Source organism: Herbaspirillum autotrophicum, from assembly GCF_001189915.1.
Taxonomy (GTDB): Bacteria; Pseudomonadota; Gammaproteobacteria; order Burkholderiales; family Burkholderiaceae_D; genus Herbaspirillum; species Herbaspirillum autotrophicum.
Window position 1 is genome coordinate 17,424 of record NZ_LFLS01000006.1, and the last position, 25,566, is coordinate 42,989.

Here is a 25,566-nt window from a genome sequence, read left to right on the forward strand (position 1 = left end):
GGGGACGGCGTGCAGGGTGGCGCTGGCAGTTTATAATGTCAGGCTGAATTCTAAAGCCAAATCCGGCGCAGGTTGCAGCATTTGTACAGTGTTTGTGCCGTGCTGCTTACCCGTGCCCGATATTATCTTCGCCTTCGATGTCCTTTGAACTGAAAAAAACTCTTCCAAAACCCGGCGTCCGTTTCGTTCCTCCTGCCGTGCATGGCTCGTCCGACGCCTGTTTGCTGGCGCAGGCGGCGCAGGTGCTGAAGGCCGAACGGCGCATGCTGACCATTGTGGTGGCCGGGGCGACCGAGGCGCAACGGCTGCGCGCCGAAATTCCATGGTTTCAGCAAGAAGATCAGGAAGCGCTGCGCTGCCATTTGCTGCCGGATTGGGAAACCCTGCCTTATGATGCATTTTCGCCGCATCAGGATCTGGTGTCGGAACGTCTGGCGACACTGTACGAAGTCCAGAACGGCCATTGTGACGTGCTGATCGTACCGGCCACGACCGCGTTGTTGCGCATGGCGCCGCCGGGGTTTCTGGCGGGCTATACTTTTTTCTTCAAGCAGGGCGAGAAACTCGATGAAGCGCGGCTGAAGTCGCAGTTGACGCTGGCCGGCTATACCCATGTCACGCAAGTCATGTCGCCCGGCGAATATTCGGTGCGCGGCGGGTTGATCGATATCTTTCCGATGGGTTCGCCACTGCCGTACCGGCTGGATCTGTTCGGTGATGTGATCGAAACCATCCGTACCTTTGATGCCGACACCCAGCGCTCGCTGTATCCGGTGCGCGAAGTGCGTTTGCTGCCGGGCCGCGAATTTCCGATGGATGATGCGGCGCGCACATCGTTCCGCAGCCGCTGGCGCGAATTGTTCGAGGGCGATCCGTCGCGTTCGGCACTCTACAAGGACATGGGCAACGGCATTGCCGCCGCCGGTATCGAATATTACCTGCCCTTGTTTTTCGAACAGACGGCAACGTTGTTCGAGTACCTGCCGGCCGATACCATGTTTGCCACCGCCGGTGACATTGATCAGGCCATCCAGCGTTTCTGGAGCGATACCCGTTCGCGCTATCAGTTTTTGAAGTCGGACCGGGAACGGCCGGTGCTGCCGCCGGAAAACATTTTTCTGACCGATGAAGATTTTTTCTCGGCACTGAAACCTTACGGCCGCTGGACCTTGCAAAACGAGGATGCCGCTTCCGAATGGTCGGCGGCAATACCGAACATTGCCGTCAATCGCCGGCTCGACGATCCGTTGACCAATCTGCGTTCCTACTTGCTGCAGACCAGCAAGCGCGTGATGCTGTGTGCCGAATCGAATGGCCGGCGCGAAACGCTGCAACAGTATTTCAAGGAATACGATCTGTTTCCGGTGCTGTGCGATGACTATGCCGGCTTCCTCGCATCGGAACAACCGCTGATGCTGGGCGTGGCACCATTGCATGCCGGTTTCGAATTGCCGTCGGAACAAGTCGTGTTCATTACCGAAACCGAGCTGTATGCCGGGTCCGGTCGCCGTGCCGGGCGCAAGAAACAAGAGGCGGTGACGCAGGTCGAGCATATGGTGCGCGACTTGTCGGAACTCAAGATCGGCGATCCGGTGGTGCATGCCAATCACGGCATCGGCCGCTACATGGGTTTGATCAGCATGGACCTGGGCGAGGGCGAGACCGAATTCCTGCATCTGGAATACGCCAAGGAAACCAAGTTGTATGTGCCGGTTTCGCAATTGCACGTGATTTCCCGGTATTCCGGTGCCGCGCCGGAAGATGCGCCGCTGCATTCGCTCGGTTCCGGCCAATGGGAAAAAGCCAAACGCAAGGCGGCCCAGCAGATTCGCGATACCGCTGCCGAATTGCTGAATCTGTATGCGCGGCGCGCGTTGCGACAAGGGCATGCATTCCAGTATTCGGCGCGCGACTACGAAGCGTTTGCCGAGAGTTTCGGGTTTGATGAAACCCCTGATCAGGCCGCCGCCATCAATGCCGTGATCGGCGACATGACCAGCGGCAAGCCGATGGACCGGCTGATTTGCGGCGATGTCGGATTCGGCAAGACCGAGGTGGCCTTGCGTGCCGCGTTTGTCGCGGTCATGGGCGGCAAGCAGGTGGCGATTCTGGCGCCGACTACCTTGCTGGCCGAGCAGCATGCACAAACCTTTGCCGACCGCTTTGCCAACTGGCCGGTACGGATTGCCGAACTGTCGCGCTTTCGCAGCGGCAAGGAAATTACCCAGGCCATCAAGGGCATGGCCGACGGCACGCTGGATATCGTGATCGGTACCCATAAATTATTGTCGGATGACATCAAGTTTTCGCGGCTGGGTCTGGTCATCATTGATGAAGAACACCGTTTCGGCGTACGCCAGAAAGAAGCGCTCAAAGCGTTGCGCGCCGAGGTCGATGTCTTGACGCTGACGGCAACGCCGATCCCGCGCACGCTGGGCATGGCGCTGGAAGGCTTGCGCGATTTCTCGATCATCGCCACGGCGCCGCAAAAGCGCCTGGCGATCAAGACTTTTGTCCGCAGCGAGGGCGAGTCCACGATTCGCGAAGCCTGTCTGCGCGAACTCAAGCGCGGCGGTCAGGTGTATTTCCTGCACAATGAAGTGGATACCATTGAAAACCGCAAGGCGATGCTCGAAGCCTTGTTGCCGGAAGCCCGCGTGGGCGTGGCGCATGGTCAGATGCATGAACGCGATCTGGAAAAAGTGATGCGCGATTTCGTGGCGCAGCGCTTCAATATCCTGTTGTGCACCACCATCATTGAAACCGGTATCGACGTGCCGACCGCCAACACCATCATCATGCATCGCGCCGACAAATTCGGCCTGGCGCAGTTGCATCAGTTGCGCGGCCGGGTCGGACGTTCACATCATCAGGCCTACGCTTATCTGCTGGTCAATGACGTGAAGGGTTTGACCAAGCTGGCGCAGCGCCGGCTGGAAGCGATTCAGCAAATGGAAGAACTGGGCAGCGGCTTTTATCTGGCGATGCATGATCTGGAAATTCGCGGTGCCGGTGAAGTGTTGGGTGACAATCAATCCGGTGAAATGCATGAGATCGGTTTCCAGATGTATTCCGACATGCTCAACGAAGCGGTGCGCTCGCTCAAGAACGGCAAGGAGCCGGATCTGGCCGCGCCGCTGGCGAGCACCACCGAAATCAATCTGCATGTGCCGGCCTTGCTGCCCAATGATTATTGCGGCGATGTGCATGAGCGTTTGTCGCTGTACAAACGTCTGGCCAATTGCAAGACGCAGGAAGCCATCGACGATTTGCAGGAAGAATTGATTGACCGTTTCGGCAAATTGCCGGAAGTGGCGCGTGCGCTGGTGGAAACCCACCGCTTGCGGGTGGCGGCGAAACCGCTGGGCATCGTCAAGATCGATGCCCATTCCGAATCGGCCTTGCTGCAATTCATGCCGAACCCGCCGATTGACGCCATGCGCATCATCGAGTTGATCCAAAAGAATCGCCACGTCAAACTCAACGGTCAGGACAAGTTGCGCATCACCGTCAACATGCCGGACCTGACCGCCCGCGTGACGCAGCTCAAGGCCACCATGCGTTCGCTGACCGGTTGAGCGCCGGCAGCGCCTGTGAACATTACCCTTATTGATTACTGATAAGACGGCATACACCGTCAGCAAAAAGATGAATCTGATTCTGCAAGGACCAACAGCGGCACTCAATGCCATCGACACCCTCGTCAACGCGGCGGCACCGCAACGCACAGTCACGCTCGGCGAACAGGCGCGACGCTATGAAGGTGTGCAGGTGACGGATGCCTTCAAGGCACAGATGGACAGCGCCTGTCTGGCCGCCGGCGTCGATTATGCGTTTATCGCGGCGGGGCGTTCCCTGGCTGATTTCAAGCTGGTGGCCATGGATATGGATTCGACCCTGATCACGATTGAGTGCATTGATGAAATCGCCGACATGCAGGGCCTGAAGCCGCAAGTGGCAGAAATCACCGAAGCCGCGATGCGCGGTGAACTCGAATTCAGCGAAAGTCTGGCGCGCCGCGTGGCCTTGCTCAAAGGGCTCGATGCCAGCGCCTTGCAACGCGTGTATGACGAGCGGCTGCGTTTGTCGCCGGGTGCCGAGAGGATGTTGCAGGCGGTGCAGGCGGTGGGTTTGAAAACCTTGCTGGTATCGGGCGGCTTCACTTTTTTCACGGAACGCATGAAACAGCGTCTGGGTCTCGACTACGCACACGCCAACGTGCTGGAAGTGGTGGATGGCAAACTGAGCGGCAAAGTACTTGGCGGTGTGGTTGATGCGGAAGAGAAGCGGCTGACGGTAGAGCGCGTTTGCCGCGAACTGAATGTGCCGGCATCGCAGGCGATTGTCATGGGCGACGGCGCCAACGATCTCAAGATGATGGCGGTATCCGGACTGTCGGTGGCGTTCCGCGCCAAACCGGTGGTGCGGGCACAAGCTGACGTGGCCTTGAATTTTGTCGGGTTGGACGGCATCTTGAATATACTGGGGTAACCCGACATCAAGAAGGAGATGCAGATGACAGAACAACTGGTATTTGACGCACGTACGCAATCGGCCAAAGACTGGGCACTGTGGCTGTATATCGGGCATGGCCTGAGTCTGGTGTTTTCACTCGGCCTGTTGTCATGGCTGCCGCTGATCATCAACTACCTCAAGCGTGACGACGCCGCCGATACCTTTGTCTATAGCCATCATCGCTGGCAGATCCGCTCGTTCTGGTGGTTCCTGCTGTGGGGCGCAGTCGGTTTCGTGGCCTGGATCACCATCATCGGCATTCCGCTGGCGGTCTTGATCTGGAGCCTGGCGTGGATCTGGAAGGCGTATCGCCTGATCAAGGGCGCGCTCGATCTGAGTCAGAGCAAGGCCATGCCGGTTTGACCGGACGGGCGGCACGACGGCATTGGCTTAACGACGGCGCGGACGATATGTTTCGCGCCGTTTTCATGTTGTATTTATCAACGGCAGCAAACCATTGGGGGCGACATGCGCGAAATAGCAACACTGGCGGCATTGAAGGAATTGGTCGGGCAGGAAGTCGCAGTCAGCGACTGGATTGAAATTTCACAGGATCAGGTCAACCGGTTTGCCGATGCCACCGGCGATCATCAATGGATTCACGTCGATGTCGAACGCAGCAAGCGCGAGTTGCCCTACGGCGGCACCATTGCCCACGGCTTTCTGACCTTGTCCTTGCTGCCGTTGCTGTTGCAGCAAACCATCGCCATGGGCGAGGTACGGATGCTGGTCAATTACGGTTTGAACCGGGTCCGTTTTCCGACGCCGTTGCCGGTCGGACGCCGCGTCCGTGGCGTGATCAATCTGCTGTCGGTGGAAGATATTGCGGGCGGTGCGCAGGTGGTGTGGGAAGTGACGATCGAATGTGAAAACAATGACAAACCGGTGTGTGTCGCTGAATTCATCATCCGCAGATATTGAGGTCCTGCGCGGGAGTGGTGTCAGCGCACTCCCGCAATCCCTCACTCAGGATTGATCAGCGTTTCTGATATTGCTGATTGCCGAACAGAACGTCCTTGGCTTTGCTGTCGGTCAGCGGTTTGCGGCGATCTGCCAGCACCGTGACACCGCGCACCACGGCAGGGCGCGCGCTGATGGCATCGAACCAGCGTTTGACGTGGGGGAAGTCCTCAAGCTCGACACCTTGGTTTTTCCATGAACGGGCCCACGGGAAGGTGGCGATATCGGCGATGGTGTAGTTGTCGCCGGCCAGATACGCGGTTTTTTCCAGTTGCACATCCAGCACGCCATACAAGCGTTTGGCTTCGTTGGTGTAGCGGTTGACGGCATATTCGATCTGCTCCGGGGCGTACAGGCGGAAATGATGCGCCTGGCCGAGCATCGGGCCGAAGCCGCCCATCTGGAACATCAGCCACTGCAAGGTGGTGAATTTTTCGCGGTCGGTGGTGCCGAGGAATTTGCCGGTTTTGCCTGCCAGATAAATCAGGATGGCGCCCGACTCGAACAGCGAAATCGGTTTGCCGTCAGGACCGTCGGGATCGGTGATGGCCGGAATCTTGTTGTTGGGAGAGATGGCCAGAAAGTCGGCACCGAACTGGTCGCCGGCGCCGATGTCGATGGCGTGGGCACGATACGGCAAGCCGCATTCTTCCAGCATGATGTGGACCTTGTGGCCATTGGGCGTAGGCCAGCTGTATACGTCAATCATGGTATTCCTTGTCTGTAGATGTCGAGATGGTTCCGGGCGGCGCGCATGCCGCACGCGCAGGTATTCCTGGCACGACAGTGTAGCCGATCGTTTCTGACTCTGCAGACGGTGGCGCGGTTTGCGAACGGCCTATTTGCGGCGCGTGAGAAAGCGCGAGAGGGCGCCCGAGCGAAGCTTGTTATAGCCATGAAACAAATGTTCGGAACGCAGTCGGGTGGAAATCTGGATCGCGTTGTGCAGCAGATATTCGGTCGGCTGCCAGCGCATTTTGGAGTAATCACGGCCGGTCGACAGGTTCAGATATTCAAAGCCGTTTTCAATCGCCCATTGCACTGCATGCACCACCACCGTGGTCATGATGCTGTACTTGCCCCATTCGACGTCATAACCCGAGTAGTACAGATACAGGTGGCGGTCGCAGACAAAGCCGATGCGGGTGGCCACGACTTTGCCATTGATCTTGACCTGGAACAGGCGCAGACGATTTTGCTCTGCCATTTTGTGCGTGAAGGCAGTCAAGAAGCGACGACTTTTTTCGCGCTTGAATACATTGGCGTGTTCGACCGTGTCGCCGACTTCGGCGCGCAGCGTATGCAGATTGAAGAAGGTTTGCATGGCAGCTTCTACTTCTTCAGGCTTGCTGATCACATGCAATTCATGATGATGCTCATCGCGTTTGAGTGAGTTGAAACACTTGCGGATTGCCTCCTTCATGTTGCGCGAGAGGCTGGTCTTGAGTTCTTCCCAGGTCGGTGGCAGCGTCAGATAACAGACCACGCGCGGCTGCGGTTGTTCGGCGGACGGGGTGGACAGGATCAGCGCCTGTGACAGCGACAATCCCTGCCATTCGATCCAGTCCCATTTGCGTTTGCTGGAGCGCAGATGGTTCTGCAGGGTTGCCACAGCCAGTTCGCGGTAGTCCGGATCGCAGATGAGGCCGCGAATTTCGGTCACGTTGGGATCGGCACCGAAGAACTGCAATACCCGGATGCCGAATGCTTTGATGCCGGGCCGCACGCTGACCATCATCGGTGCGATTGCCACCAGTTCACCTTCGGCATTGCGCAAGGCGAAGGAATACAACTCATCCTGAATCATCATCTTGGCTTCGCGATGATGATCCCACCACAAGATATTCCATGTGGAAGAACTGAACGGTGTGCGCAGATAAAGCTTTTGCTCAAGCGCGTCCCACTCAGTGGACAGGGCAGTCAGTTCTTCGAATTTATGGATTACCTGCAGTTGCAACCCGGCAACCGTATGTAGCGTATCTCGTCGCATTCCCGCCTCTTATTTTTTTCGACAACGCGTCATTTTCTCAGAAGTTGACGAAGAAACAATAATTTATATTTATTTTTTAATACTATTCTTTTCGTTATGCAACGCTTTGCGCTCTGCGACCCCTTATTGGTTTTCTTGCGGAAATTCTTTCAGGCCAATTTGTAAAATGAAGTTAAGAATACGGCGAAAACCTGCTGCTTGGCAATACGTACCCAGCGTGTTGTTGTTGCTGGCAAAGACGTGCAAAAACCCGCGCTGCATGGCTGCTGGCACGGTTTTCGCCGTGATTGCGAAAATTGATTGCACACAGGAAATTTTAGTTTCGCAACGGCAACCTGGCGATGGCCGTACCGGGACGGTCAGTGGCTGATCTGATAGGTGGTTTGGACAAAACCACTGTCAAATGCGGTGGTCTTGTGGTGGGCAAGTCGAATGTCATGTCCGGGATTGCCGAACAAGGGAATGCCGCTGCCGATCAGAATCGGGATGGTGGTCACGGTTATCTGATCCAGCAGCCGGGCCGCCAGAAAAGATTGAATCACGCTGCCGCCATCCACATACACATTGTTGCAGCCATGCTCGGTGAGGGACTTGAGCAACTGCGGCAACGGCCCCGGATGTAGCAAAAGCTTATCTTGCAGATGTGACGGAATGGCATCTGCCGACAGCGTGGTGCTGAGGACGACCACACGTTTTTCCGGATAAGGCCATTCGCCAAAACCCAGTACGGTCTGGTAAGTGTTGCGACCCATGACGATGGTATCGATGCCGTTCATGTACTCGGCATAACCGTGGTCATCGGTGGAGGTGGTGGCGTTGAACAGCCAGTCGAGATCGCCATTGCTGCGCGCAATGAAGCCATCCAGACTGGTGGCGATGTAAGCAGAAAAATGTATGGTCAACTGGAACTCCGGACAGAAAATTGATGCGGTCAGTATCGTAAGGTATTTTCACTGCTGCGGGATACATCGGGAACGCATGCGTGAATTCTGCCGTGGGCGGAGGCCAGGCGTCCGGACAGGAAGTCGATAAGATGGGCGCTAAAAATGCCGGGCGCGAGAGCCGGTTGCCGGTCGAACGGACAGGCCGCATTCATCGCACCATGCAAAGAGGGCCGGTAGTTAGCGGCCCTCTGTGTTGCCTGTTGTCTGGCTGACGATCAGAGTGCGGCCAGCCGGTCCAGCGCCAGACGCAAGGTTTCATCTTTCTTGGCGAAGCAGAAACGCACGATGCCGGATTCTTTCGGCGTGTTGTAGAACGCCGAAACCGGAATCGCGGCGACACCGATTTCGGTGGTCAGCCAGGTCGAGAATTCGGCTTCCGACAAATCGGAAATGGCACCGTATTCGACGCATTGGAAGTAGGTGCCGTCCGACGGCAACAGCTTGAAGCGGGTGTTCTTCAAGCCGTCCCGGAACAGATCACGCTTGCGCTGATAAAACGCCGGCAACTCAAGATAAGGCGCCGGGTTTTGCATGTAAGCTGCCAGCCCGTACTGGACCGGGGTATTGACGGTGAATACATTGAACTGATGCACCTTGCGGAATTCTGCCGTCAGTGCCGCCGGGGCCGCGACAAAGCCGACTTTCCAGCCGGTCACGTGATAGGTCTTGCCGAAGCTGGAATTGATGAAGGTGCGTTGTGCCAGTTCAGGATGACGGCTCAGCGATTCATGCTGTTGACCGTCGTACACCATGTGCTCGTAGACTTCATCGGACAGGATCAGGATGTCGGTGCCGCGCACGATCTCGGCCAGCGCCCGGATATCGGCCTGCTTGAGAATCGAGCCGGTCGGATTGTGGGGCGTGTTGACCATGATCAGGCGGGTCTTGCCGGTGACGGCGGCAGCCACCTGATCCCAGGGCACGCTGTAACCGTCAGCCCCGACGGTCATTTGGACGAATACCGGAATGCCGCCGGCCAGTTCGATGGCCGGCACATAGCAATCGTAAGCGGGTTCGATCACGATCACTTCGTCGCCGGCATGGACGGCACACAGAATCGAGGTCAGGATGCCTTGCGTGGCACCGGCAGTGACGGTGATTTCGGTGGCCGGATCATAGCGATGGCCATGCAAGGCCTGGATCTTCTGCGCAATCGCCTCGCGCAACAGCGGCACGCCGGTCATTGGGGGGTATTGGTTCAGGCCATCCTGCATCGCCTTGGTGACGGCATCGACCAGGGCCGGGTCGCAATTGAAATCAGGGAAGCCCTGACCCAGATTGACAGCGCCTTTTTCGGTCGCGAGCGCCGACATGACGGTGAAAATGGTGGTGCCGACATTCGGCAGTTTGGAGACGATGCTGGCAGGTTGAGTCATTGCAGAAAATCAGTGAGTTCAATGAAGAAAGAAAGCATTTTAGCCGAATTGCCCGCAATGCCGGCGATCAGGCTGTCGGCATTGCGGTGCCGTTCGTGACGGCTGCTTCGGGGCGGCTCCAGGCCTGTGGCGGCAAGATCGCGAACATGCCTTTGCGGGCCGTTTTCCTGGCCAGCTTCAGCAACGCCTTGTCTTTGGTGATCAGTTGCATGGCGCCGGCTTGCAATGACAACTCAAGAAATTTCTGGTCGTCGGTATCGCTGCACAGCGGCAGACCGAAAGTATTGACACTGGCCGGCGGCAGGCAAGTAATCAGGCGGTCGAACTCGGCACGAATGGCCGGCTTGTCGGCTTCGGTCAAAGGCAAATGGGGATAGTCGAGGACGATCAGCCATTCCATGCGGCAATCCTCGCGCGTGACGGCCTCGATGTCGCCATTGTTGAGCGCCGTCAGCAACGCATTCCAGCGCGGATCGCGAAATACGAACAGATCGAGACAGACATTGGTGTCGAGAACGATGCGCGGGGCAGCGGCAGCCGGTGATGCGACTGCGGTAGCGGGTGATGCCGCAGATGCGGGCGAGGCAGTATCTGATGAAATATTAGTTGTCAAAACCACTGGCTTTCGTAGGGCTTGTTGCGGGCAACGGTTGGGTCGGATCGACGCCGGCTTCCAGCACGTCATAACCCTGATCCGTCACCCGCCAGAATTGGTGAATGTCGACGGCCACCAGGCCGCGGTCATGCAGCAGGCGCAGGTGATGCAAAATGAGTTCGGGAGCAGTGGCTTGTGCATGCAGGCCGCCCTGAATCTTTTCGACATCGCCGTAGGTGGTGCCGAAGGAAGAGAGCGCTTTCAAAATATCCGCCATCAGTACTTTATCGCGTTTCATGATGCCTCCAGTTTTCCGTCGTTGTAGGTAGCGACGATGTATTGCTGTAAAACCGTGCTCCATATCTGGATACTAATCCATGTCGGGGCGTTTTGCATAAATGGAAACAGCGCGTCAGGCGCGACTGGCGGGTCATCGTCCGGCCAGCCGGCATTACGTCATGGCAATGGCGCACATGCGGTATGTGCGCCACAGGGGGCGGTGACGGCGTCAGAATTGCTCCCACGATTCGTCGTCGCTGCTGCCGGGCTTGTTGCCGGCTGCGGCGGGAGTGACCGATGCAATTTTTGCCGGGGTACGCAACGGTGCCCGGCCTGGCGCCGCAGTCGGACGCGCTGTCAGTGCCGGCGCAGACGGCCGGGCGGCGAGGGCGGGCCGGGTTGGTGCGGCGACGCTATTGTCGAGTTTGAAGACGCTGACGACGCGCGCCAGATTGCCAGCCTGATCCTGCAACGATTGTGCCGCCGCGGCAGCTTCTTCCACCAGCGCGGCATTTTGCTGGGTCACTTCATCCATCTGCGTGATCGCCTGATTGACCTGTTCAATCCCGGCGCTCTGTTCCTGGCTGGCGGCGCTGATCTCGCCAACGATGTCGGTGACGCGACGGACGCTGCTGACAACTTCTTGCATGGTGGTACCGGCTTGTGCCACGAGTTTGCTGCCGGTGCCGACTTTTTCGACTGAATCGTCGATCAGGGTCTTGATTTCCTTGGCCGCGCTGGCCGACCGTTGCGCCAGGCTGCGCACTTCGCTCGCCACTACCGCAAAGCCGCGCCCCTGTTCACCGGCGCGCGCCGCTTCGACTGCGGCATTGAGCGCCAGAATATTGGTTTGAAAGGCAATGCCGTCAATGACGCTGATGATGTCGACGATCTTTTTGGACGAGTCATTGATGGAACCCATGGTGTCGACCACCTGGCCGACCACGTTGCCGCCCTGAATTGCCACTTCGGAAGCCGATACTGCCAGTTGATTGGCTTGTCGTGCATTGTCGGCATTTTGCTTGACGGTCGAGGTCAGTTCTTCCATCGAGGAAGCGGTTTCTTCGAGCGAACTGGCTTGTTCTTCGGTGCGGCTCGACAGGTCCAGATTGCCGGTGGCAATTTCATTGGAAGCGGTAGCGATGGTATCGGTCCCCTGACGTACTTCGGTGACGATTTTCAGCAAGCTGTCATTCATGGCCTTGAGCGAGGCCATCAACTGCCCGGTTTCATCCTTGCTGTCGGAGCGGATGTCAGCGGTCAGGTCGCCGTCGGCAACGCGCTGGGCGACATCGACCGCCGCCTGCAATGGCCGCGAGACGATGCGCGCCACCCACACCGCCATGATCAGGCCGATCACGATGCAGGCCGCCATCAGTGCCACGATCATGATGCGTGCTGACTGGAAGGTGGATTCGGCGAACTGGTCGGCTTGCACGCCGCCATCCTGATTGACCTTCACCAGCTTGTCGATGGCGGCGAACATTTGCAGATACAACGGGGTGCCATCTTTCAGTAAAAGTTGGCGCGCGTCGTCATTTTTGCCGTCGCGCGAGGTTGCCACCACGTTCTTGTGAATGGCCAGAAAGGCTTCCAGCGTCTTGCTCAGTTGCGGAAAGATTTCCCGTTCTTCCGGTGTGCTGATCAAGGTCGCGTAGGTCGCCATTTTTTGCTGCATGGTGTTGATGGCATCGCCCAGCAGTTTTTCATTGCGGGTCATTTCAGTGCTATCGCTGGTCAATACATGTTGCAGTTGCAGCGAACGGATCTGCGACAACGCGGTTTTCATTTCCAGCGAGGTGCGGATGCTGGGCAGCCAGTTGGTGGCGATATCGGTGGAAGCCTGATTGACTTTGGCCAGCCGGGAGATGGCAAAGATGCCCAAGGCTGACGTCAGTGACAGTATCAGGACAAAGGAGATCAGTAGTTTTTTTGAGATGCGTAAATCGTAGAACCACTTCATGTTTGTCTCCTCGTGTGGATTGGTCGTGTGTCCGCATTACTGGTCGCCGCTCTGTTTGTCGTCACAGATAACGCTGCGCCGGATTTCCGGTTTTCAGTATTTTTTCTATTGCCTTGCTAACGACCATTCTATGGAGAAGTTAAGTACCAGAGAGAAATACTTTCGCGCTATTGTTGAATTGCAACAGGCCCATGTTTTGTGAGCTGCAGCGCCTTTCGGTGAATGAAAACAGCGCATTTCCGGTGCCGCCCGGACGACTTTCCCGGCTTTCGGTATCATTGCGGAAATTATTTAAACGGACTCGCTCATGCTGATTGTTTTATCGCCCGCAAAATCACTCGATTACGACGCGCCCCCGGTTACCGATTTGCATACCACGCCTGATTTCATCGCCCGCTCGGCGGAACTGATCGAGGTGCTCAAACACAAGGCACCGGCGCAAATTGCGACCTTGATGGGAATTTCAGATCAGCTGGCAGCGTTGAATGTTGACCGCTATGCATCGTGGTCCCGCAAATTCACGAAAAAGAACAGCAAGCAGGCCGTGCTGGCATTCAATGGCGATGTATATGAAGGGCTGGATGCCTCGTCCTTGTCGCCCAAGCAACTTGATTACCTGCAGTCGCACGTGCGGATCTTGTCCGGGTTGTATGGCGCATTGCGTCCGCTGGATCTGATGCAGCCTTACCGTCTGGAGATGGGGACCCGCTTGCCCAATCCGGGTGGCAAGGATTTGTATGCATTCTGGGGCGATACCGTGACGCAGGCCCTGAACGCGGTGTTGTCGGAACACAAATCAAAGGTGTTGATCAATCTGGCGTCCGAAGAGTATTTCAAGGTGGTCAAGCCGAAGTTGCTCGATGGCCGTATCGTGGCGCCGGTATTTCAGGACTGGAAGGGTGGTCAATACAAGATCATTTCGTTCTATGCCAAGCGCGCCCGTGGTTTGATGGCCCGTTATGCGGCCGTGAAGGGGATTGCACAACCGGAACGGCTGAAGGCCTTCGATCTCGATGGCTATGCGTTTGATGAGTCGGTTTCCAGCGACACTTCCTGGGTGTTTCGCCGCCGTATTGCGGATTGACGCTCAGCGGCCGCAGTCCAGTGTGCGGTCGCAGTATCCGGCAGACGAAAAAAAGCCACCTTGCGGTGGCTTTTGATTTTGCAGCTCTTGTTCAGCGTATGCAGACCTTCATGCGGGACTTACCAGATTTTCCACCACGGGCCGTTCTTCTTGGCCGGGCCGCCGGTCCAATAGCTGCTGTTCGGGTAAGTGGCCTTGATGACCCGTTCGGTATCGTCGCGCAATTGTTTCTGTCCCAGCGCTTCGTAGGAACGCATCATGATGAACAGTGCTTCTTCGATCGCCGGTGCGTCTGGATATTCCTTGATCGCAGCCTGGGCGCGATTGGCGGAAGACACATAGGCGCCGCGACGATAGTAGTACCTCGCCACGTGGACGTCATACTGGGCCATCGAGTTGACCAGATACTTCATGCGCAGAATCGCGTCCGGTGTGTAGGAACTGTCCGGGAAGCGTTCGGCCAGCAGCTTGAACGAGTCGAAGGCGTCGCGTACGGCCTTGGGATCGCGCTCGGTGTTGTCCTGATCGGTGAAAGTATCGAAAATGCTGGTGCGATCATTGAAATTGATCAGCCCGCGCAGGTAATACATGTAATCGACGTTCGGGTGATTCGGATGCAGCTTGATGAAGCGATCCACTGCTGCCAGACCCTGTGCCTGATCGTTCTGACGGTAGTAGGCATAGGCAATATCCATTTGTGCCTGCTGCGCATAAGTACCGAACGGATAGCGTGATTCCAGCTTCTCAAAATATTTGATTGCCTTGTCATATCCACCAGCGTTTAGTTCATCCTTCGCTTCCGAGTATAATTTGGACGCGGACCAACCCGTCGTCTCATCTTTTTGTTCCGGCAGCAGACCGCACGCTGACAGGGAAATGATGAAAAAGACGGCCAACAATTTCAATAAGATTTTTTGCATGACGTTTGAGCAGTTTTGAGCGGGGTGCAAAGAAACAAGAATACAACCCACTGATTATAGCTGATGTCACGTAATACACCCCCCCCGGTTGAAAAAGCATTTCCAGCCGACACCGCAGATATCGATGAGGGTGATGAAGCACTCGACGAATTTAGCGATGCCATAGCACCTGTTACCCTGAAGATGGCCGACGATGCCTGTGGCGTGCGTCTCGACAAAGTATTGTCCGGATTGATTCCGGCCTATTCCCGCAGCCGCATTCAGCAATGGATCGAGGCCGGTTACGTAACGGTCGACGGCGCGCCGGCCAAAACCAAGATGACCGTGCTGGGCGACGAGCTGGTGGTCGTCACGCCGCAAATCGCGCCGGAAGAGAAGGCATTTCAGCCGGAAGCGATGGATCTGGACATCGTCCATGAAGATAAAGCCTTGATTGTCATCAACAAACCGGCCGGTCTGGTGGTGCATCCGGCCGCCGGCAACTGGACCGGTACGCTGCTCAACGGACTGTTGCATCATTTGCCATCCCTCGCCAATGTGCCGCGGGCCGGCATCGTGCATCGGCTGGATAAAGATACCAGCGGCCTGATGGTGGTAGCGAAAACATTGGCGGCACAGACCGATCTGGTGCGGCAATTGCAGGCCCGTACCGTCAAGCGTCAGTATCTGGCGCTGGTATGGGGGACGCCGCAATTGTCCGGGCAAATCGACGGCGCCATGGCCCGTCATCCGCGCGATCGCATCAAGATGGCGGTATCGGAAAGCATGATCGCCAAACCGGCATTGACGCACTACCGGCGTCTCGCCGTTGGCGCGCTTGATGGCCGTGCCGTCAGTCTGATGCATTGTCGCCTGGAAACAGGTCGTACTCACCAGATCCGGGTGCACATGCAGTCGCTGGGATTTGCGTTGGTAGGTGACGCCTTGTATGGCAAGCCGCATCTGATGCCGTTTTTCCCGCGTCAGGCATTGCAGGCGGCGCGCCTCGGTCTGAATCATCCGGTCAGCGGCAAGTATTGCGTCTGGTCAGCCGCCTTGCCGCCTGATTTTGCCGAACTGCTGGTGCGTGCCGGCATCGATCAGGCTGTCAGCGATGCGCTGGACGAGTAAATCTGAAGACTGACTGGCGGATTGATCATGCAATTATTGCTTCCGGACTGGCGCAATGCGCCTGACAACGTCGCTGCGTTTACCACCATGCGTCAGGGCGGCGTCAGTGTCGCTCCCTGTGATGATGGTCAGGGCGGCGGCGGTCTCAATCTTGGCGATCATGTGGAGGACGATCCGGCCCGCGTGGCGGAAAACCGGCGTCGTTTGCGCAGCATCTTGCCGGCCGAACCGGTCTGGCTGACGCAGGTGCATGGCACGGTGGTGCGTGATGCTGCCGATGCCGGTGGCGCGGTTGTGGCCGATGCCAGCATTGCGCATCGCGCCGGCGTGGTGTGCGCGATGATGACTGCTGACTGCTTGCCGGTCTTGTTTTGCGATACGGCCGGCAGTGTGGTGGGGGCCGCGCATGCCGGTTGGCGCGGTCTGGTCGGCGGGGTGCTGGAAAATACCGTGGCGGCGATGCGCGCCCGCGGCGCCGGCGATATCATGGCGTGGCTCGGGCCGGCCATCGGCCCGCAGCGTTTCGAGGTGGGCAGCGATGTGCTGGATGCGTTCACGGCATACGATGCGCACAGTAAAACGGCATTTGCGGCCATCGCCGGACGCGACGGCAAATATCTGGCCGATATCTATCAACTGGCACGACGCCGCCTGCAACAGGTTGGTGTGGATCAGATATCCGGCGGCGATCACTGCACCGTGATCGAAGCGCACAGTTTTTATTCTTATCGGCGTGATCGGTTGACGGGCAGAATGACCTCGCTCATCTGGCTCAAATAATCTCTGGCATATTGTCTCGCAGCATCGCCTTGGTATGACTCAGGTCTGACCAAGGCGCAGTTGCGCGATGAGCTGACTGGTGGCGCCAGGCAGGCTGGCAAAATGGCGCGCGCAAATCAGCAGACGGCGACTGGCCCAGGCATCACTGAGGCGGATGCATTTGATGTCCATGGTTTGCTGGCAGCGCAGCGCTGCGGTTTCCGGGATGACGCCAATACCAACATCACTTTCTATCATGCGGCAGATCGCATCGAAACTGCGCAGGCGTACCCGATATTGCAAGCGCTTGCCGGCACGCATGGCATGTCCCGCGATGTGTTCCTGCAACGCGCTGTCGCCGCTCAGGCCGATGAAGTGGCAGTGCAGGGCATCCGCGAACTGCATCTGTTTTTTTCGTCCCAGCGGATGTCGGCGTGCGGTCACCACGACCAGCCGGTCTGCGCGAAATGCCATGCTCTCCAGATTGGCGATATCGGTCGAGTCGGCCACGATGCCGACATCGGCAATGCCGTCAGTGATGGCTTGCACAATGTCATAACTGAGGCGCTCCTCCAGATCGATATCGATGTTCGGATGATTGCTCAGAAAAATGCCAAGTGCATCCGGCAAGAATTCGCTGATGGCAGACGTGTTGGCCAGCAATCGGATATGGCCTTTCAATCCTTGCGCATATTGGCCCAGCTCGTCACGCATTTTTTCCATCTGCTGCAGCATGGTGCGCGCATGATGTTGCAGCGCGCGGCCGGCGCTGGTCATCTGCACTCCGCGTCGTTCGCGCAACAGCAGCGGTACGCCAAGGTTATCTTCCATGGCGCGGATACGGGCGCTGGCCGAAGCCAGTGCCATATGCGTGCGTTCGGCGCCGGCCGTAATGCTGCCGGTTTCGGTGGTATGCAGGAATAAACGCAGGTCGGTCAGGTCAAGGCGCTGGCTCATGGGATCAGAATGTCGTGGCAGATTCGTGGCGGATAAAAGTCGGTTGACGTCAGTCAGCCTTCGTCAGTGCCGAAGGCTGACTCAGTGTATTCCACATTTCGAAGCCGCGCGAGCACTGGCACACTGCAGGTATCGCAGACAATGACAGGCTGAAAAAATGACACATGGATTGACTTGGGATGCCGCACATGCGGCCGTGATCGTGATGATTCTGGCGACATTTTTGTTGGCCGGTTTTGTCAAAGGCGTCATCGGACTTGGCTTGCCGACCGTCGCCATGGGCTTGCTGGGGCTGGCGATGTTGCCAGCGCAAGCGGCGGCGTTGCTGATTGTGCCATCACTGGTCACCAACCTCTGGCAATTGCTGGCGGGCGGTAACTTCATCGGTTTGTTCAAGCGGCTATGGCCGATGCTGGCCGGCATTGCGCTTGGCACGGTCGGCGGTGGCGGCATGTTGGCCGCCGCTATTGGTGGCAAGGCTGAGATCGGGCTTGGCGTGGCCTTGGTGATCTATGCGCTGATCGGGCTGACTGCGGTGCGTTTTTCGGTGGCGCCGCGCAACGAGAAATGGCTATCGTTTCCGATTGGTCTGGTCACCGGATTGATCACTGCTGCCACTGGCGTATTCGTGATTCCGGCGGTGCCGTATCTGCAGGCACTGAATCTGGAAAAGGAGGAATTGATTCAGGGGCTGGGCCTGTCCTTTACCGTGTCGACCGTGGCACTGGCCATTGCCTTGGGCAGCGGCGGCGGCATCGGTGGCGATCTGGTCGGGGTATCGCTTCTGGCGTTGGTGCCGGCGCTGGCCGGCATGTTCATCGGCCAGTGGGCACGCATGAAGCTGAGTGCGCAATTATTTCGTCGCTGCTTTTTCAGCGGTCTGCTGCTGCTGGGTTTGCATCTGGCGTCGCGTGTGCTGATGTGAGCGGGGTCGAATGCGAGCTGTTGATCGCACATCCTCATCACCGGGTGCGGGCCAGCATCGATGCTGTCATGGTCGGCGCACTCGACTACCGGTGTGAGGCAGGGCACCTGTCGGTGCTCATGGTCTTTGTGACGCCGCCCTGGCGTCAACGCGGGATTGCTGCCACCATGGTGCAGTTTCTGCAGCAGCAATATCCCGGCATCACCATCCTGTCCGCTTGTCCGCGTTGCCATTTACCGGCGTGGCTGGCACCAGCGGCGGAGTAGTCGTGGTGGTCGCCGCCGCCTTGCTGCCCGTTCAGGCACGCATCGAATATTCGTCGAAGCTTAATCGGGCGATAACGATGGGAATGCTTGCATGCCTGTGAAATACTGTGAAGCATGATTCGGGGTGTATGACCCTTTGTTCATGCCCGGAATTGATCAGGATTTGTCGTCCGGCAACGAATCCGGTTTGCTGGCGGAATCGGCGGTGGCGAGGGCTTGCTTGGCCTCAAGCGCGGCTTTTTCTCTGATTTGACGATTCCGCTTGCGTTGCGGCGTGCCCATCAGGTATAAAACAATTGTCAAAGGAAATACACCGTACAGGAAAAACGTGGCGATTCCTGCGACGGCGGATTGTTCGGTGACAGACATCATGAAGACGACATATAACCAGGCGATTGCTACGATATACATATCAGTTTGGGCTTGAGACAAATCGTAACGATACGCGAAAATTGTAGATGCGAGCATGAATAAGCAGAATAAGCAAAACGTACCACCCGTTTTTTCAGCCTGGCTGGAGCAGTTGTCGGATCCCAAGATTTGGCAGTCACTACCGGCCGGAAAGCTCGATTTGCATGTGGTTCAGCAGCAGCTTGGCGGTCTTGGCGCTACGCTTGATCCTGCCGACGTGATGCGTTTGCAGCAGGATTATGCAGATCAGTTCGCCGGGCTCTGGCAGTCGGCGCTGAGCGCGAATCCGCCGGCCATCACTGACCGTCGCATGGCCGCCGAAGCGTGGCACTCCAATCCGTTTTATGCCTTCCAGGCCGCCGCCTATCAGTTGAACGGCCGCTTCCTGATGGCGCTCGCGGACTCAGTCAAGGCGAGCGAAAAAATCAAACAGAAACTGCGCTTTGCCGTCCAGCAAATGGTGGATGCCTTGTCGCCGGCGAACTTCCTCGTCACGAATCCCGAAGCGCAGCAAAAAATCATTGATACCAAGGGCGAAAGTCTGACCCGCGGCATCACCCAGTTGCTTGCTGATTTGCAGCGCGGGAAAATTTCTCAAACCGATGAAAGTGCGTTCGAGGTCGGCAAGGATGTCGCCACCAGCGAAGGCGCGGTGGTGTTTGAAAATGCATTTTTCCAGTTGATCCAGTACAAGCCGTTGACCAAAACTGTGCATGCACGGCCGCTGCTGATCGTGCCGCCTTGCATCAACAAATTCTATATTCTCGATCTGCAGCCGCAGAATTCGCTGGTGCGCTACGCGGTCGAGCAGGGCAATACCGTGTTCCTGATTTCCTGGCGCAATGCCGATGCTTCGCTGGAGCATGCGACCTGGGAGCAATACGTCGATGACGCAGTGGTGCGCGCGATTCACGTAGTGCAGGAAATTTCCGGTCAGGACCAGATTAATGCCCTCGGCTTCTGCGTTGGCGGCACCTTGTTGTCTTGTGCGCTGGCATTGCTGGCGGCGCGTGGCGAGAAGCCGGTGTCGAGTCTGACATTGTTGACGGCCTTCCTCGATTTTGTCGATACCGGCGCCATCGATGTCTATATTGACGAGATGCAAATCAAGATGCGCGAACAGGCAATCGGCGAACACGGCCTGATGGCCGGGCGCGATTTCTCCAGCGCGTTTTCGAGTCTTCGACCCAATGATCTGATCTGGAATTACGTCGAATCGAATTATCTCAAGGGTGAAGCGCCGGCTGCATTCGATCTGCTGTACTGGAATGCCGACAGCACCAATTTGCCGGGACCGATGTTTTGCTACTACCTGCGCAACATGTATCTGGAAAATGCGCTGAAGACGCCGGGCAAGCTGACCATGGCAGGCGAAAAAATCGATCTGCATAAAATCGCGGCGCCGACTTTCATTTTCGCTTCGCGCGAAGATCACATCGTGCCGTGGCAGTCGGCATATGTTTCGACCGCCATCCTCAATCAGAAAAAGCCTGGCAGCAACCGCTTCGTGCTCGGTGCTTCCGGCCACATTGCCGGCGTGATCAATCCGCCGGCGAAAAACAAACGCAGCTACTGGACCAACGACGATATCGGACCGGATGCCCAGGCGTGGTTCGATGGCGCTACCGAACATCCGGGCAGCTGGTGGACCGAGTGGTCGGCATTTCTTGCCAGCCATGCCGGCAAGAAGGTCGCGGCGCCACGCGTATTCGGCAACAAGACGCATCAACCCATTGAACCGGCCCCAGGGAGGTATGTCAAAGTCAGAGCAGATTAACGCGCCAACAGCAATCAGATACGAGGATATGCGCAACAAGATCGCAGGCGTATCAGGCAGTAACGCCATCCTCATTTCCGGTTCATGCTCAGTTCAGGATTTTGCAGTTGGAGCGTGAGCCGGTTGCAGTAACTATCCACAGACAATACAGGAGGCAAGACATGGCAAAACGCATCGCATACGTAACCGGTGGCATGGGTGGAATCGGCACCCCAATTTGTGTGCGACTGTGCAAGGATGGTTATACCGTCGTTGCCGGCTGCGGCCCGAATTCGGCGCGCAAGGATAAATGGCTGGCTGACATGCGGGCCCAGGATTTCGATATCCATGCTTCGGAAGGCAATGTCGCGGACTGGGATTCAACCAAGGCGGCGTTTGAAAAGGTACGGGCTGAAATCGGCGAGGTGGATGTGCTGGTCAATAATGCCGGCATTACCCGCGACGGTCAGTTCCGCAAGATGAGCAAGGCTGACTGGGACGTGGTGATCGACACCAACCTGAACTCGCTGTTCAATGTCACCAAGCAGGTTATCGAAGGCATGGTTGATCGTGGCTGGGGACGCATCATCAACATCTCGTCGGTGAATGGTCAGAAAGGTCAGTTCGGCCAGACCAACTATTCGACCGCCAAGGCCGGCATTCACGGCTTTACGATGGCGCTGGCGCAAGAAGTGGCAACCAAGGGAGTGACCGTCAATACCGTGTCGCCGGGCTATGTCGGTACCGACATGGTGCGCGCGATCCGTCCGGAAGTACTGGAAAAGATCGTGGCCGGGATTCCGGTCAAGCGTCTGGCCGAGCCGGAAGAAATTGCGTCGATCATTGCCTGGATTGCCTCGAATGAAGGTGGCTATGCGACCGGTTCGGACTTTTCGCTGAACGGCGGCTTGCATATGGGATAAGACCGGGCGAGGCAGATGTCCTGCCGGCAGGTTTGATACCGAGAAACCGGGAATTTGCCTAAATTCCCGGTTTCGATTCTATAATGCAATACGCGGGTGGGCAGGCGACTGGCAACGAGACTGACAGTGGCAGCCCGCTCAATAGCTGAAAATAAACTGGAATTTCAGATGACTAGTGCAAAAAACGCTGCAGAGCGCTTGATTAAAAAATATCCCAACCGGCGCCTGTACGATACGCAAACCAGTTCTTACATCACATTGACGGATGTCAAACAACTGGTGCTCGACGACGAAGTGTTTGCCGTCGTCGATGCCAAGAGTGGTGAAGATCTGACCCGCAGCATTCTGCTGCAGATCATTCTTGAAGAAGAGTCGCATGGCGCACCGATGTTTTCCAGCGCCGCGCTGTCGCAGATCATTCGCTACTATGGCCACGCGATGCAAGGCATGATGGGTTCTTATCTGGAAAAGAACATTCAGGCGTTTATCGATATTCAGAACAAGCTGGCGGAAAACTCCAAGGGTTTCTACGAAGGCAAGCCGTTCAGCCCTGAAATGTGGACCCAGTTCATGAATGTCCAGGGACCGATGATGCAAGGCATGATGAGCAACTACATCGAGCAGAGCAAGAGCCTGTTCATTCAGATGCAAGAGCAGATGCAGAGCCAGACCAAGAACATGTTTGGCACATTCCCCTTCGCTCCGCCGGACCAAAAGTAAGATGACGGGCAGGCATTTACCGTTTTACGGTATGCCTGCCTTGCAACGGGTACAATAGCGCCTTCGTTTTGATCTTCGCTTTGGCGGCTCCCCATCATGTCTATCGTTTCTCCTCTCGCACCCCCAGCAACGCCGAAAGTTGGCTTTGTTTCACTCGGCTGTCCCAAGGCTCTGGTCGATTCCGAACAGATTTTGACCCAATTGCGTGCCGAAGGGTACGACACAGCCAAGTCCTATGCTGGCGCGGATCTGGTCATCGTCAACACTTGCGGCTTCATTGATGCCGCAGTGCAAGAGTCACTGGACGCCATCGGTGAGGCGCTGAGCGAAAACGGCAAGGTGATCGTCACCGGCTGTCTCGGTGCCAAAAAGGATGCCGACGGCGACGATATCATCCAGAAAATCCATCCCAAAGTACTCGAAGTGACCGGCCCGCACGCCGTCGGTGAAGTGATGCAGGCGGTGCACCGGCACTTGCCGAAGCCGCACGCGCCGTTTCTCGATCTGGTGCCGGCACAAGGTGTCAAACTGACGCCCAAGCATTTCGCCTACCTGAAAATTTCTGAAGGCTGTAACCATCGTTGCAGTTTTTGCATCATCCCGTCGATGCGTGGCGATCTGGTGTCGCGTCAGATTGCCGACATCATGCTGGAGGCGGAAAACCTGTTCAAGGCCGGCGTCAAGGAATTGCTGGTGATTTCGCAAGACACCAGCGCCTATGGCGTGGATGTCAAATTCCGTACCGGTTTCTGGAACGGCAAGCCAATCAAGACCCACATGACGCAACTGGTGACCGCGCTCGGCGAGCTGGCGGCGCAGTACGGTGCCTGGGTGCGCCTGCATTACGTCTATCCATATCCGCACGTTGATCAGATCATTCCATTGATGGCAGAAGGCAAGATTTTGCCGTATCTGGACGTGCCGTTGCAGCATGCCCATCCGGATGTGCTCAAGCGCATGAAGCGTCCGGCCAGCGGCGAAAAGAATATTGAGCGCATTCAGGCATGGCGCTCAATGTGTCCCGACCTGACGATCCGCTCGACATTCATCGCCGGGTTCCCCGGTGAAACGGAAGCCGAGTTTTCCTATTTGCTGGATTTCCTCAAGGAAGCGCAAATCGACCGTCTGGGATGCTTTGCCTACTCGCCGGTCGAAGGTGCGACTGCCAATGCGCTCGATAACCCGGTACCGGAAGAAGTGCGTGAAGAGCGGCGTGGACGTGTGATGCAACTGCAGGAAGAAATTTCCAAGAAACGCCTGCAGGAAAAGGTCGGCAAGACCATGCGCATTCTGATCGATGAAGTCGATCGCAGCGGCGGTGTGGGACGCTCGTATGCCGATGCGCCGGAAATCGATGGCGTGGTCTATGTCAAACCGCCTTTTGAACCGCACAAAAAGCTGGTCGTCGGCGAGTTTGTCGATGCCGTCATCACGGCTGCCGATGCACATGATTTATGGGCTGCTGCACAATGAGGCTGGCGTATTTCGTATTGGGTTCAGTATTGCTTGTATCGACTGTCGGATCGGCCGCCGTTGCACAAAATGCAGCGGTCGCCGCAGCGGTGCAGCCGGGCCGGCATCTGGGGCAGTTGCTGTCGAAAGCCTTAGTGTTGCGTGGCACCCTGGGAACGCAGAAAATTCAAGTCAATCTGCAACCCAAGCCTGATGAAGACGGTTTGCAGGGAACCTACTTTGCATTCGGCCAGACCCAGAAAATTCTGCTCGCCGGTGAGGTGCAGGATGATGATCTGGTGATGGAAGAGTCGCGCAATGGCCAGGATGTTTCCGGGCAGTGGGAAGGCAGCTTGCAAGGTTCAGTCATCAGCGGTACCTGGACGGCACCCGATGGCAGCGACAGCAAACCGTTTGTATTGCAGTTGCCATCGCCTTGAGCAGGCATCTGCTGTCGTCATCTTCTTCCATTATTCCGGGGCCACTCGTGAAAAAAAAGATCTCTCCGCAAACCTCTCTGGTGCACAGCGATTACACGCCGCCAGCGGGGTTTTCTGCATTGCCCTCCAGCATTCATCATGCGTCCACGGTACTGTTTCCCACTATCGCGGCAATGCGCGCGCGCAACTGGAAAGAGAAGAGCGGCTACACCTACGGCTTGCACGGCACACCCACCACATTCACGCTGGAAGCGCGACTGGCCGAAATTGAAGGTGGTCGCCATTGCCGCCTGACGCCCAGCGGTCTGGCGGCGATTTCACTGGTCAATTTCGCCTTGCTCAAAACCGGTGATGACGTTTTGTTGCCGGAAAATGTCTACGGTCCGAGCAAGGAACTCAGCGGCTGGCTGCAAAGTGATTTCGGTATTACAGCGCGATTTTATGATCCGCTGATCGGCGCCGGCATTGCCGATCTGATTCAACCCGACACGCGTCTGATCTGGACTGAAGCACCGGGTTCGGTGTCGATGGAAGTTGCCGATCTGCCGGCCATCTGCAAGGCCGCGCATGCGGCCGGTGTGACGGTGGCGCTCGATAACACCTGGTCGGCGGGGCTGGCGCTGCGTGCGTTTGATCTTGGCATCGACATCGTGATGCAGGCCTTGACCAAGTATCAGTCGGGCGGCTCAGATATCCTGATGGGTGCGGTCATCACCCGTGACGATGCGCTCAATCACAAGCTGGAGCTGGCGCATATGCGGTTGGGCATGGGCGTCGGCATGGATGATGTCTATCTGGTGTTGCGCAGTTTGCCTTCCATGCGTCTGCGTTTCGATGCGCATGACGCGGCCGCTCGCAAAGTGGCCGCATGGCTGACGACCCGTAAGGAAATTGGCAAGGTCTTGCATCCGGCCTTTCCGGACTGCCCGGGACATGCCATCTGGCAGCGTGATTTCACCGGTGCCGGCGGCTTGTTTTCGGTGATCTTCGACGGGCGTTATACCGAAGCGCAAATTGATCGTTTTGTGGAAAGCCTGGCCTTGTTCAAAATCGGCTTCAGCTGGGGTGGCGCGCATAGTTTGTGCGTACCGTACCGGATGCAGACCATGCGCTCGGCATGGTCTGATCCAGGCCATCTGGTGCGCTTTAATATCGGACTGGAAGATCCTGATGATCTGATCGCCGATATTGAGCAGGCGCTCGCCGGGCTGGAGCCTTGAC

The 25,566-nt window shown here is 57.0% G+C and carries 26 protein-coding genes; 15 read left to right on the plus strand and 11 right to left on the minus strand.

Features of this window, described 5'->3' with window-relative positions; all coding sequences use genetic code 11:
• The first annotated feature begins 137 nt into the window (after positions 1-137).
• The 4 genes from mfd (at position 138) to AKL27_RS06380 (ending at position 5,436) form a co-directional block, all read left to right on the plus strand.
• On the plus strand, positions 138-3,578 hold the full coding sequence (gene mfd / locus AKL27_RS06365) for a transcription-repair coupling factor (protein ID WP_050461964.1): 3,441 nt from the start codon (positions 138-140) through the stop codon (positions 3,576-3,578).
• Positions 3,579-3,648: 70 nt separating this feature from the next.
• Positions 3,649-4,491, plus strand: a complete 843-nt coding sequence (gene serB / locus AKL27_RS06370; protein ID WP_050462119.1) for a phosphoserine phosphatase SerB — start codon at positions 3,649-3,651, stop codon at positions 4,489-4,491.
• Between the two features lie 24 nt (positions 4,492-4,515).
• The gene (locus tag AKL27_RS06375; protein WP_050461965.1) at positions 4,516-4,878 is read left to right on the plus strand and encodes a DUF4870 family protein; all 363 of its coding nucleotides are present in this window, start codon (positions 4,516-4,518) and stop codon (positions 4,876-4,878) included.
• Between the two features lie 105 nt (positions 4,879-4,983).
• Positions 4,984-5,436: a MaoC family dehydratase gene (locus AKL27_RS06380; RefSeq protein WP_050461966.1), complete on the plus strand. Its 453-nt coding sequence runs from the start codon at positions 4,984-4,986 to the stop codon at positions 5,434-5,436.
• A gap of 55 nt (positions 5,437-5,491) precedes the next feature.
• Here AKL27_RS06380 and AKL27_RS06385 read toward each other — a convergent pair whose 3' ends face one another.
• The 8 genes from AKL27_RS06385 to AKL27_RS06415 form a co-directional block, all read right to left on the minus strand.
• The gene (locus AKL27_RS06385; RefSeq protein WP_050461967.1) at positions 5,492-6,184 is read right to left on the minus strand and encodes a glutathione binding-like protein; all 693 of its coding nucleotides are present in this window, start codon (positions 6,182-6,184) and stop codon (positions 5,492-5,494) included.
• Between the two features lie 129 nt (positions 6,185-6,313).
• The gene (locus AKL27_RS06390) at positions 6,314-7,465 is read right to left on the minus strand and encodes a GNAT family N-acetyltransferase (protein ID WP_083438903.1); all 1,152 of its coding nucleotides are present in this window, start codon (positions 7,463-7,465) and stop codon (positions 6,314-6,316) included.
• Positions 7,466-7,588: 123 nt separating this feature from the next.
• Positions 7,589-7,738: a hypothetical protein gene (locus AKL27_RS27610; RefSeq protein ID WP_157056820.1), complete on the minus strand. Its 150-nt coding sequence runs from the start codon at positions 7,736-7,738 to the stop codon at positions 7,589-7,591.
• An 86-nt stretch (positions 7,739-7,824) separates the two neighbouring features.
• Positions 7,825-8,367 (minus strand): dihydrofolate reductase family protein, encoded by a 543-nt coding sequence (locus AKL27_RS06395; RefSeq protein ID WP_050461969.1) that lies wholly within the window; start codon positions 8,365-8,367, stop codon positions 7,825-7,827.
• 257 nt (positions 8,368-8,624) lie between these two features.
• Positions 8,625-9,785, minus strand: a complete 1,161-nt coding sequence (locus AKL27_RS06400; RefSeq protein WP_050461970.1) for a pyridoxal phosphate-dependent aminotransferase — start codon at positions 9,783-9,785, stop codon at positions 8,625-8,627.
• 67 nt (positions 9,786-9,852) lie between these two features.
• Positions 9,853-10,398, minus strand: a complete 546-nt coding sequence (locus tag AKL27_RS06405) for a PIN domain-containing protein (protein WP_408609759.1) — start codon at positions 10,396-10,398, stop codon at positions 9,853-9,855.
• A complete protein-coding gene (locus AKL27_RS06410) occupies positions 10,388-10,678 on the minus strand; it encodes a hypothetical protein (protein WP_050461972.1) in 291 nt (96 codons plus the stop codon). The genes AKL27_RS06405 and AKL27_RS06410 overlap by 11 nt, the downstream gene beginning before the upstream one ends.
• Positions 10,679-10,888: 210 nt before the next feature.
• On the minus strand, positions 10,889-12,622 hold the full coding sequence (locus tag AKL27_RS06415; protein WP_050461973.1) for a methyl-accepting chemotaxis protein: 1,734 nt from the start codon (positions 12,620-12,622) through the stop codon (positions 10,889-10,891).
• Between the two features lie 307 nt (positions 12,623-12,929).
• Here AKL27_RS06415 and yaaA point away from each other — a divergent pair, with 307 nt between their 5' ends.
• Positions 12,930-13,706: a peroxide stress protein YaaA gene (gene yaaA / locus AKL27_RS06420; RefSeq protein WP_050461974.1), complete on the plus strand. Its 777-nt coding sequence runs from the start codon at positions 12,930-12,932 to the stop codon at positions 13,704-13,706.
• Between the two features lie 119 nt (positions 13,707-13,825).
• Here yaaA and AKL27_RS06425 read toward each other — a convergent pair whose 3' ends face one another.
• On the minus strand, positions 13,826-14,626 hold the full coding sequence (locus tag AKL27_RS06425) for an outer membrane protein assembly factor BamD (protein WP_050461975.1): 801 nt from the start codon (positions 14,624-14,626) through the stop codon (positions 13,826-13,828).
• 63 nt (positions 14,627-14,689) lie between these two features.
• Between AKL27_RS06425 and AKL27_RS06430 the strand changes: the two genes are divergently transcribed.
• Positions 14,690-15,736 carry an RluA family pseudouridine synthase gene (locus AKL27_RS06430; protein ID WP_050461976.1) on the plus strand — a complete coding sequence of 349 codons (1,047 nt, stop codon included), beginning with the start codon at positions 14,690-14,692 and terminating at the stop codon, positions 15,734-15,736.
• A 27-nt stretch (positions 15,737-15,763) separates the two neighbouring features.
• Entirely contained in the window at positions 15,764-16,516 is a 753-nt protein-coding gene (gene pgeF, locus AKL27_RS06435; protein WP_050461977.1) for a peptidoglycan editing factor PgeF, read from the plus strand.
• A gap of 39 nt (positions 16,517-16,555) precedes the next feature.
• Here the strand turns inward: pgeF and AKL27_RS06440 are convergent, their stop codons facing one another.
• Positions 16,556-17,452: a LysR substrate-binding domain-containing protein gene (locus AKL27_RS06440; protein ID WP_050461978.1), complete on the minus strand. Its 897-nt coding sequence runs from the start codon at positions 17,450-17,452 to the stop codon at positions 16,556-16,558.
• Positions 17,453-17,609: 157 nt separating this feature from the next.
• Between AKL27_RS06440 and AKL27_RS06445 the strand changes: the two genes are divergently transcribed.
• Together AKL27_RS06445 and AKL27_RS06450 are read left to right on the plus strand one after the other, a co-directional pair.
• Positions 17,610-18,377 carry a sulfite exporter TauE/SafE family protein gene (locus AKL27_RS06445; protein ID WP_050461979.1) on the plus strand — a complete coding sequence of 256 codons (768 nt, stop codon included), beginning with the start codon at positions 17,610-17,612 and terminating at the stop codon, positions 18,375-18,377.
• Positions 18,378-18,397: 20 nt separating this feature from the next.
• Positions 18,398-18,643, plus strand: coding sequence for a hypothetical protein (locus tag AKL27_RS06450; RefSeq protein WP_157056821.1), 246 nt, complete (start codon positions 18,398-18,400; stop codon positions 18,641-18,643).
• 156 nt (positions 18,644-18,799) lie between these two features.
• Here the strand turns inward: AKL27_RS06450 and AKL27_RS06455 are convergent, their stop codons facing one another.
• Positions 18,800-19,054, minus strand: coding sequence for a hypothetical protein (locus AKL27_RS06455; RefSeq protein ID WP_050462120.1), 255 nt, complete (start codon positions 19,052-19,054; stop codon positions 18,800-18,802).
• A 55-nt stretch (positions 19,055-19,109) separates the two neighbouring features.
• On the opposite strand from AKL27_RS06455, the gene phaC reads away from it, so the two are divergent.
• From phaC to AKL27_RS06485, 6 genes are all read left to right on the plus strand, one after another.
• Positions 19,110-20,831: a class I poly(R)-hydroxyalkanoic acid synthase gene (gene phaC, locus AKL27_RS06460; protein ID WP_050461981.1), complete on the plus strand. Its 1,722-nt coding sequence runs from the start codon at positions 19,110-19,112 to the stop codon at positions 20,829-20,831.
• Between the two features lie 161 nt (positions 20,832-20,992).
• A complete protein-coding gene (locus AKL27_RS06465) occupies positions 20,993-21,733 on the plus strand; it encodes a 3-ketoacyl-ACP reductase (RefSeq protein ID WP_050461982.1) in 741 nt (246 codons plus the stop codon).
• Positions 21,734-21,901: 168 nt separating this feature from the next.
• Positions 21,902-22,453 carry a polyhydroxyalkanoate synthesis repressor PhaR gene (gene phaR / locus AKL27_RS06470; RefSeq protein WP_050461983.1) on the plus strand — a complete coding sequence of 184 codons (552 nt, stop codon included), beginning with the start codon at positions 21,902-21,904 and terminating at the stop codon, positions 22,451-22,453.
• Positions 22,454-22,549: 96 nt separating this feature from the next.
• Complete coding sequence (gene rimO, locus AKL27_RS06475) at positions 22,550-23,926, plus strand: 30S ribosomal protein S12 methylthiotransferase RimO (protein WP_050461984.1); 1,377 nt, start codon at positions 22,550-22,552, stop codon at positions 23,924-23,926.
• A 29-nt stretch (positions 23,927-23,955) separates the two neighbouring features.
• Positions 23,956-24,345 (plus strand): hypothetical protein, encoded by a 390-nt coding sequence (locus AKL27_RS06480; protein WP_157056822.1) that lies wholly within the window; start codon positions 23,956-23,958, stop codon positions 24,343-24,345.
• A 47-nt stretch (positions 24,346-24,392) separates the two neighbouring features.
• On the plus strand, positions 24,393-25,565 hold the full coding sequence (locus tag AKL27_RS06485; protein ID WP_050462121.1) for a cystathionine beta-lyase: 1,173 nt from the start codon (positions 24,393-24,395) through the stop codon (positions 25,563-25,565).
• Position 25,566: the final 1 nt, after the last annotated feature.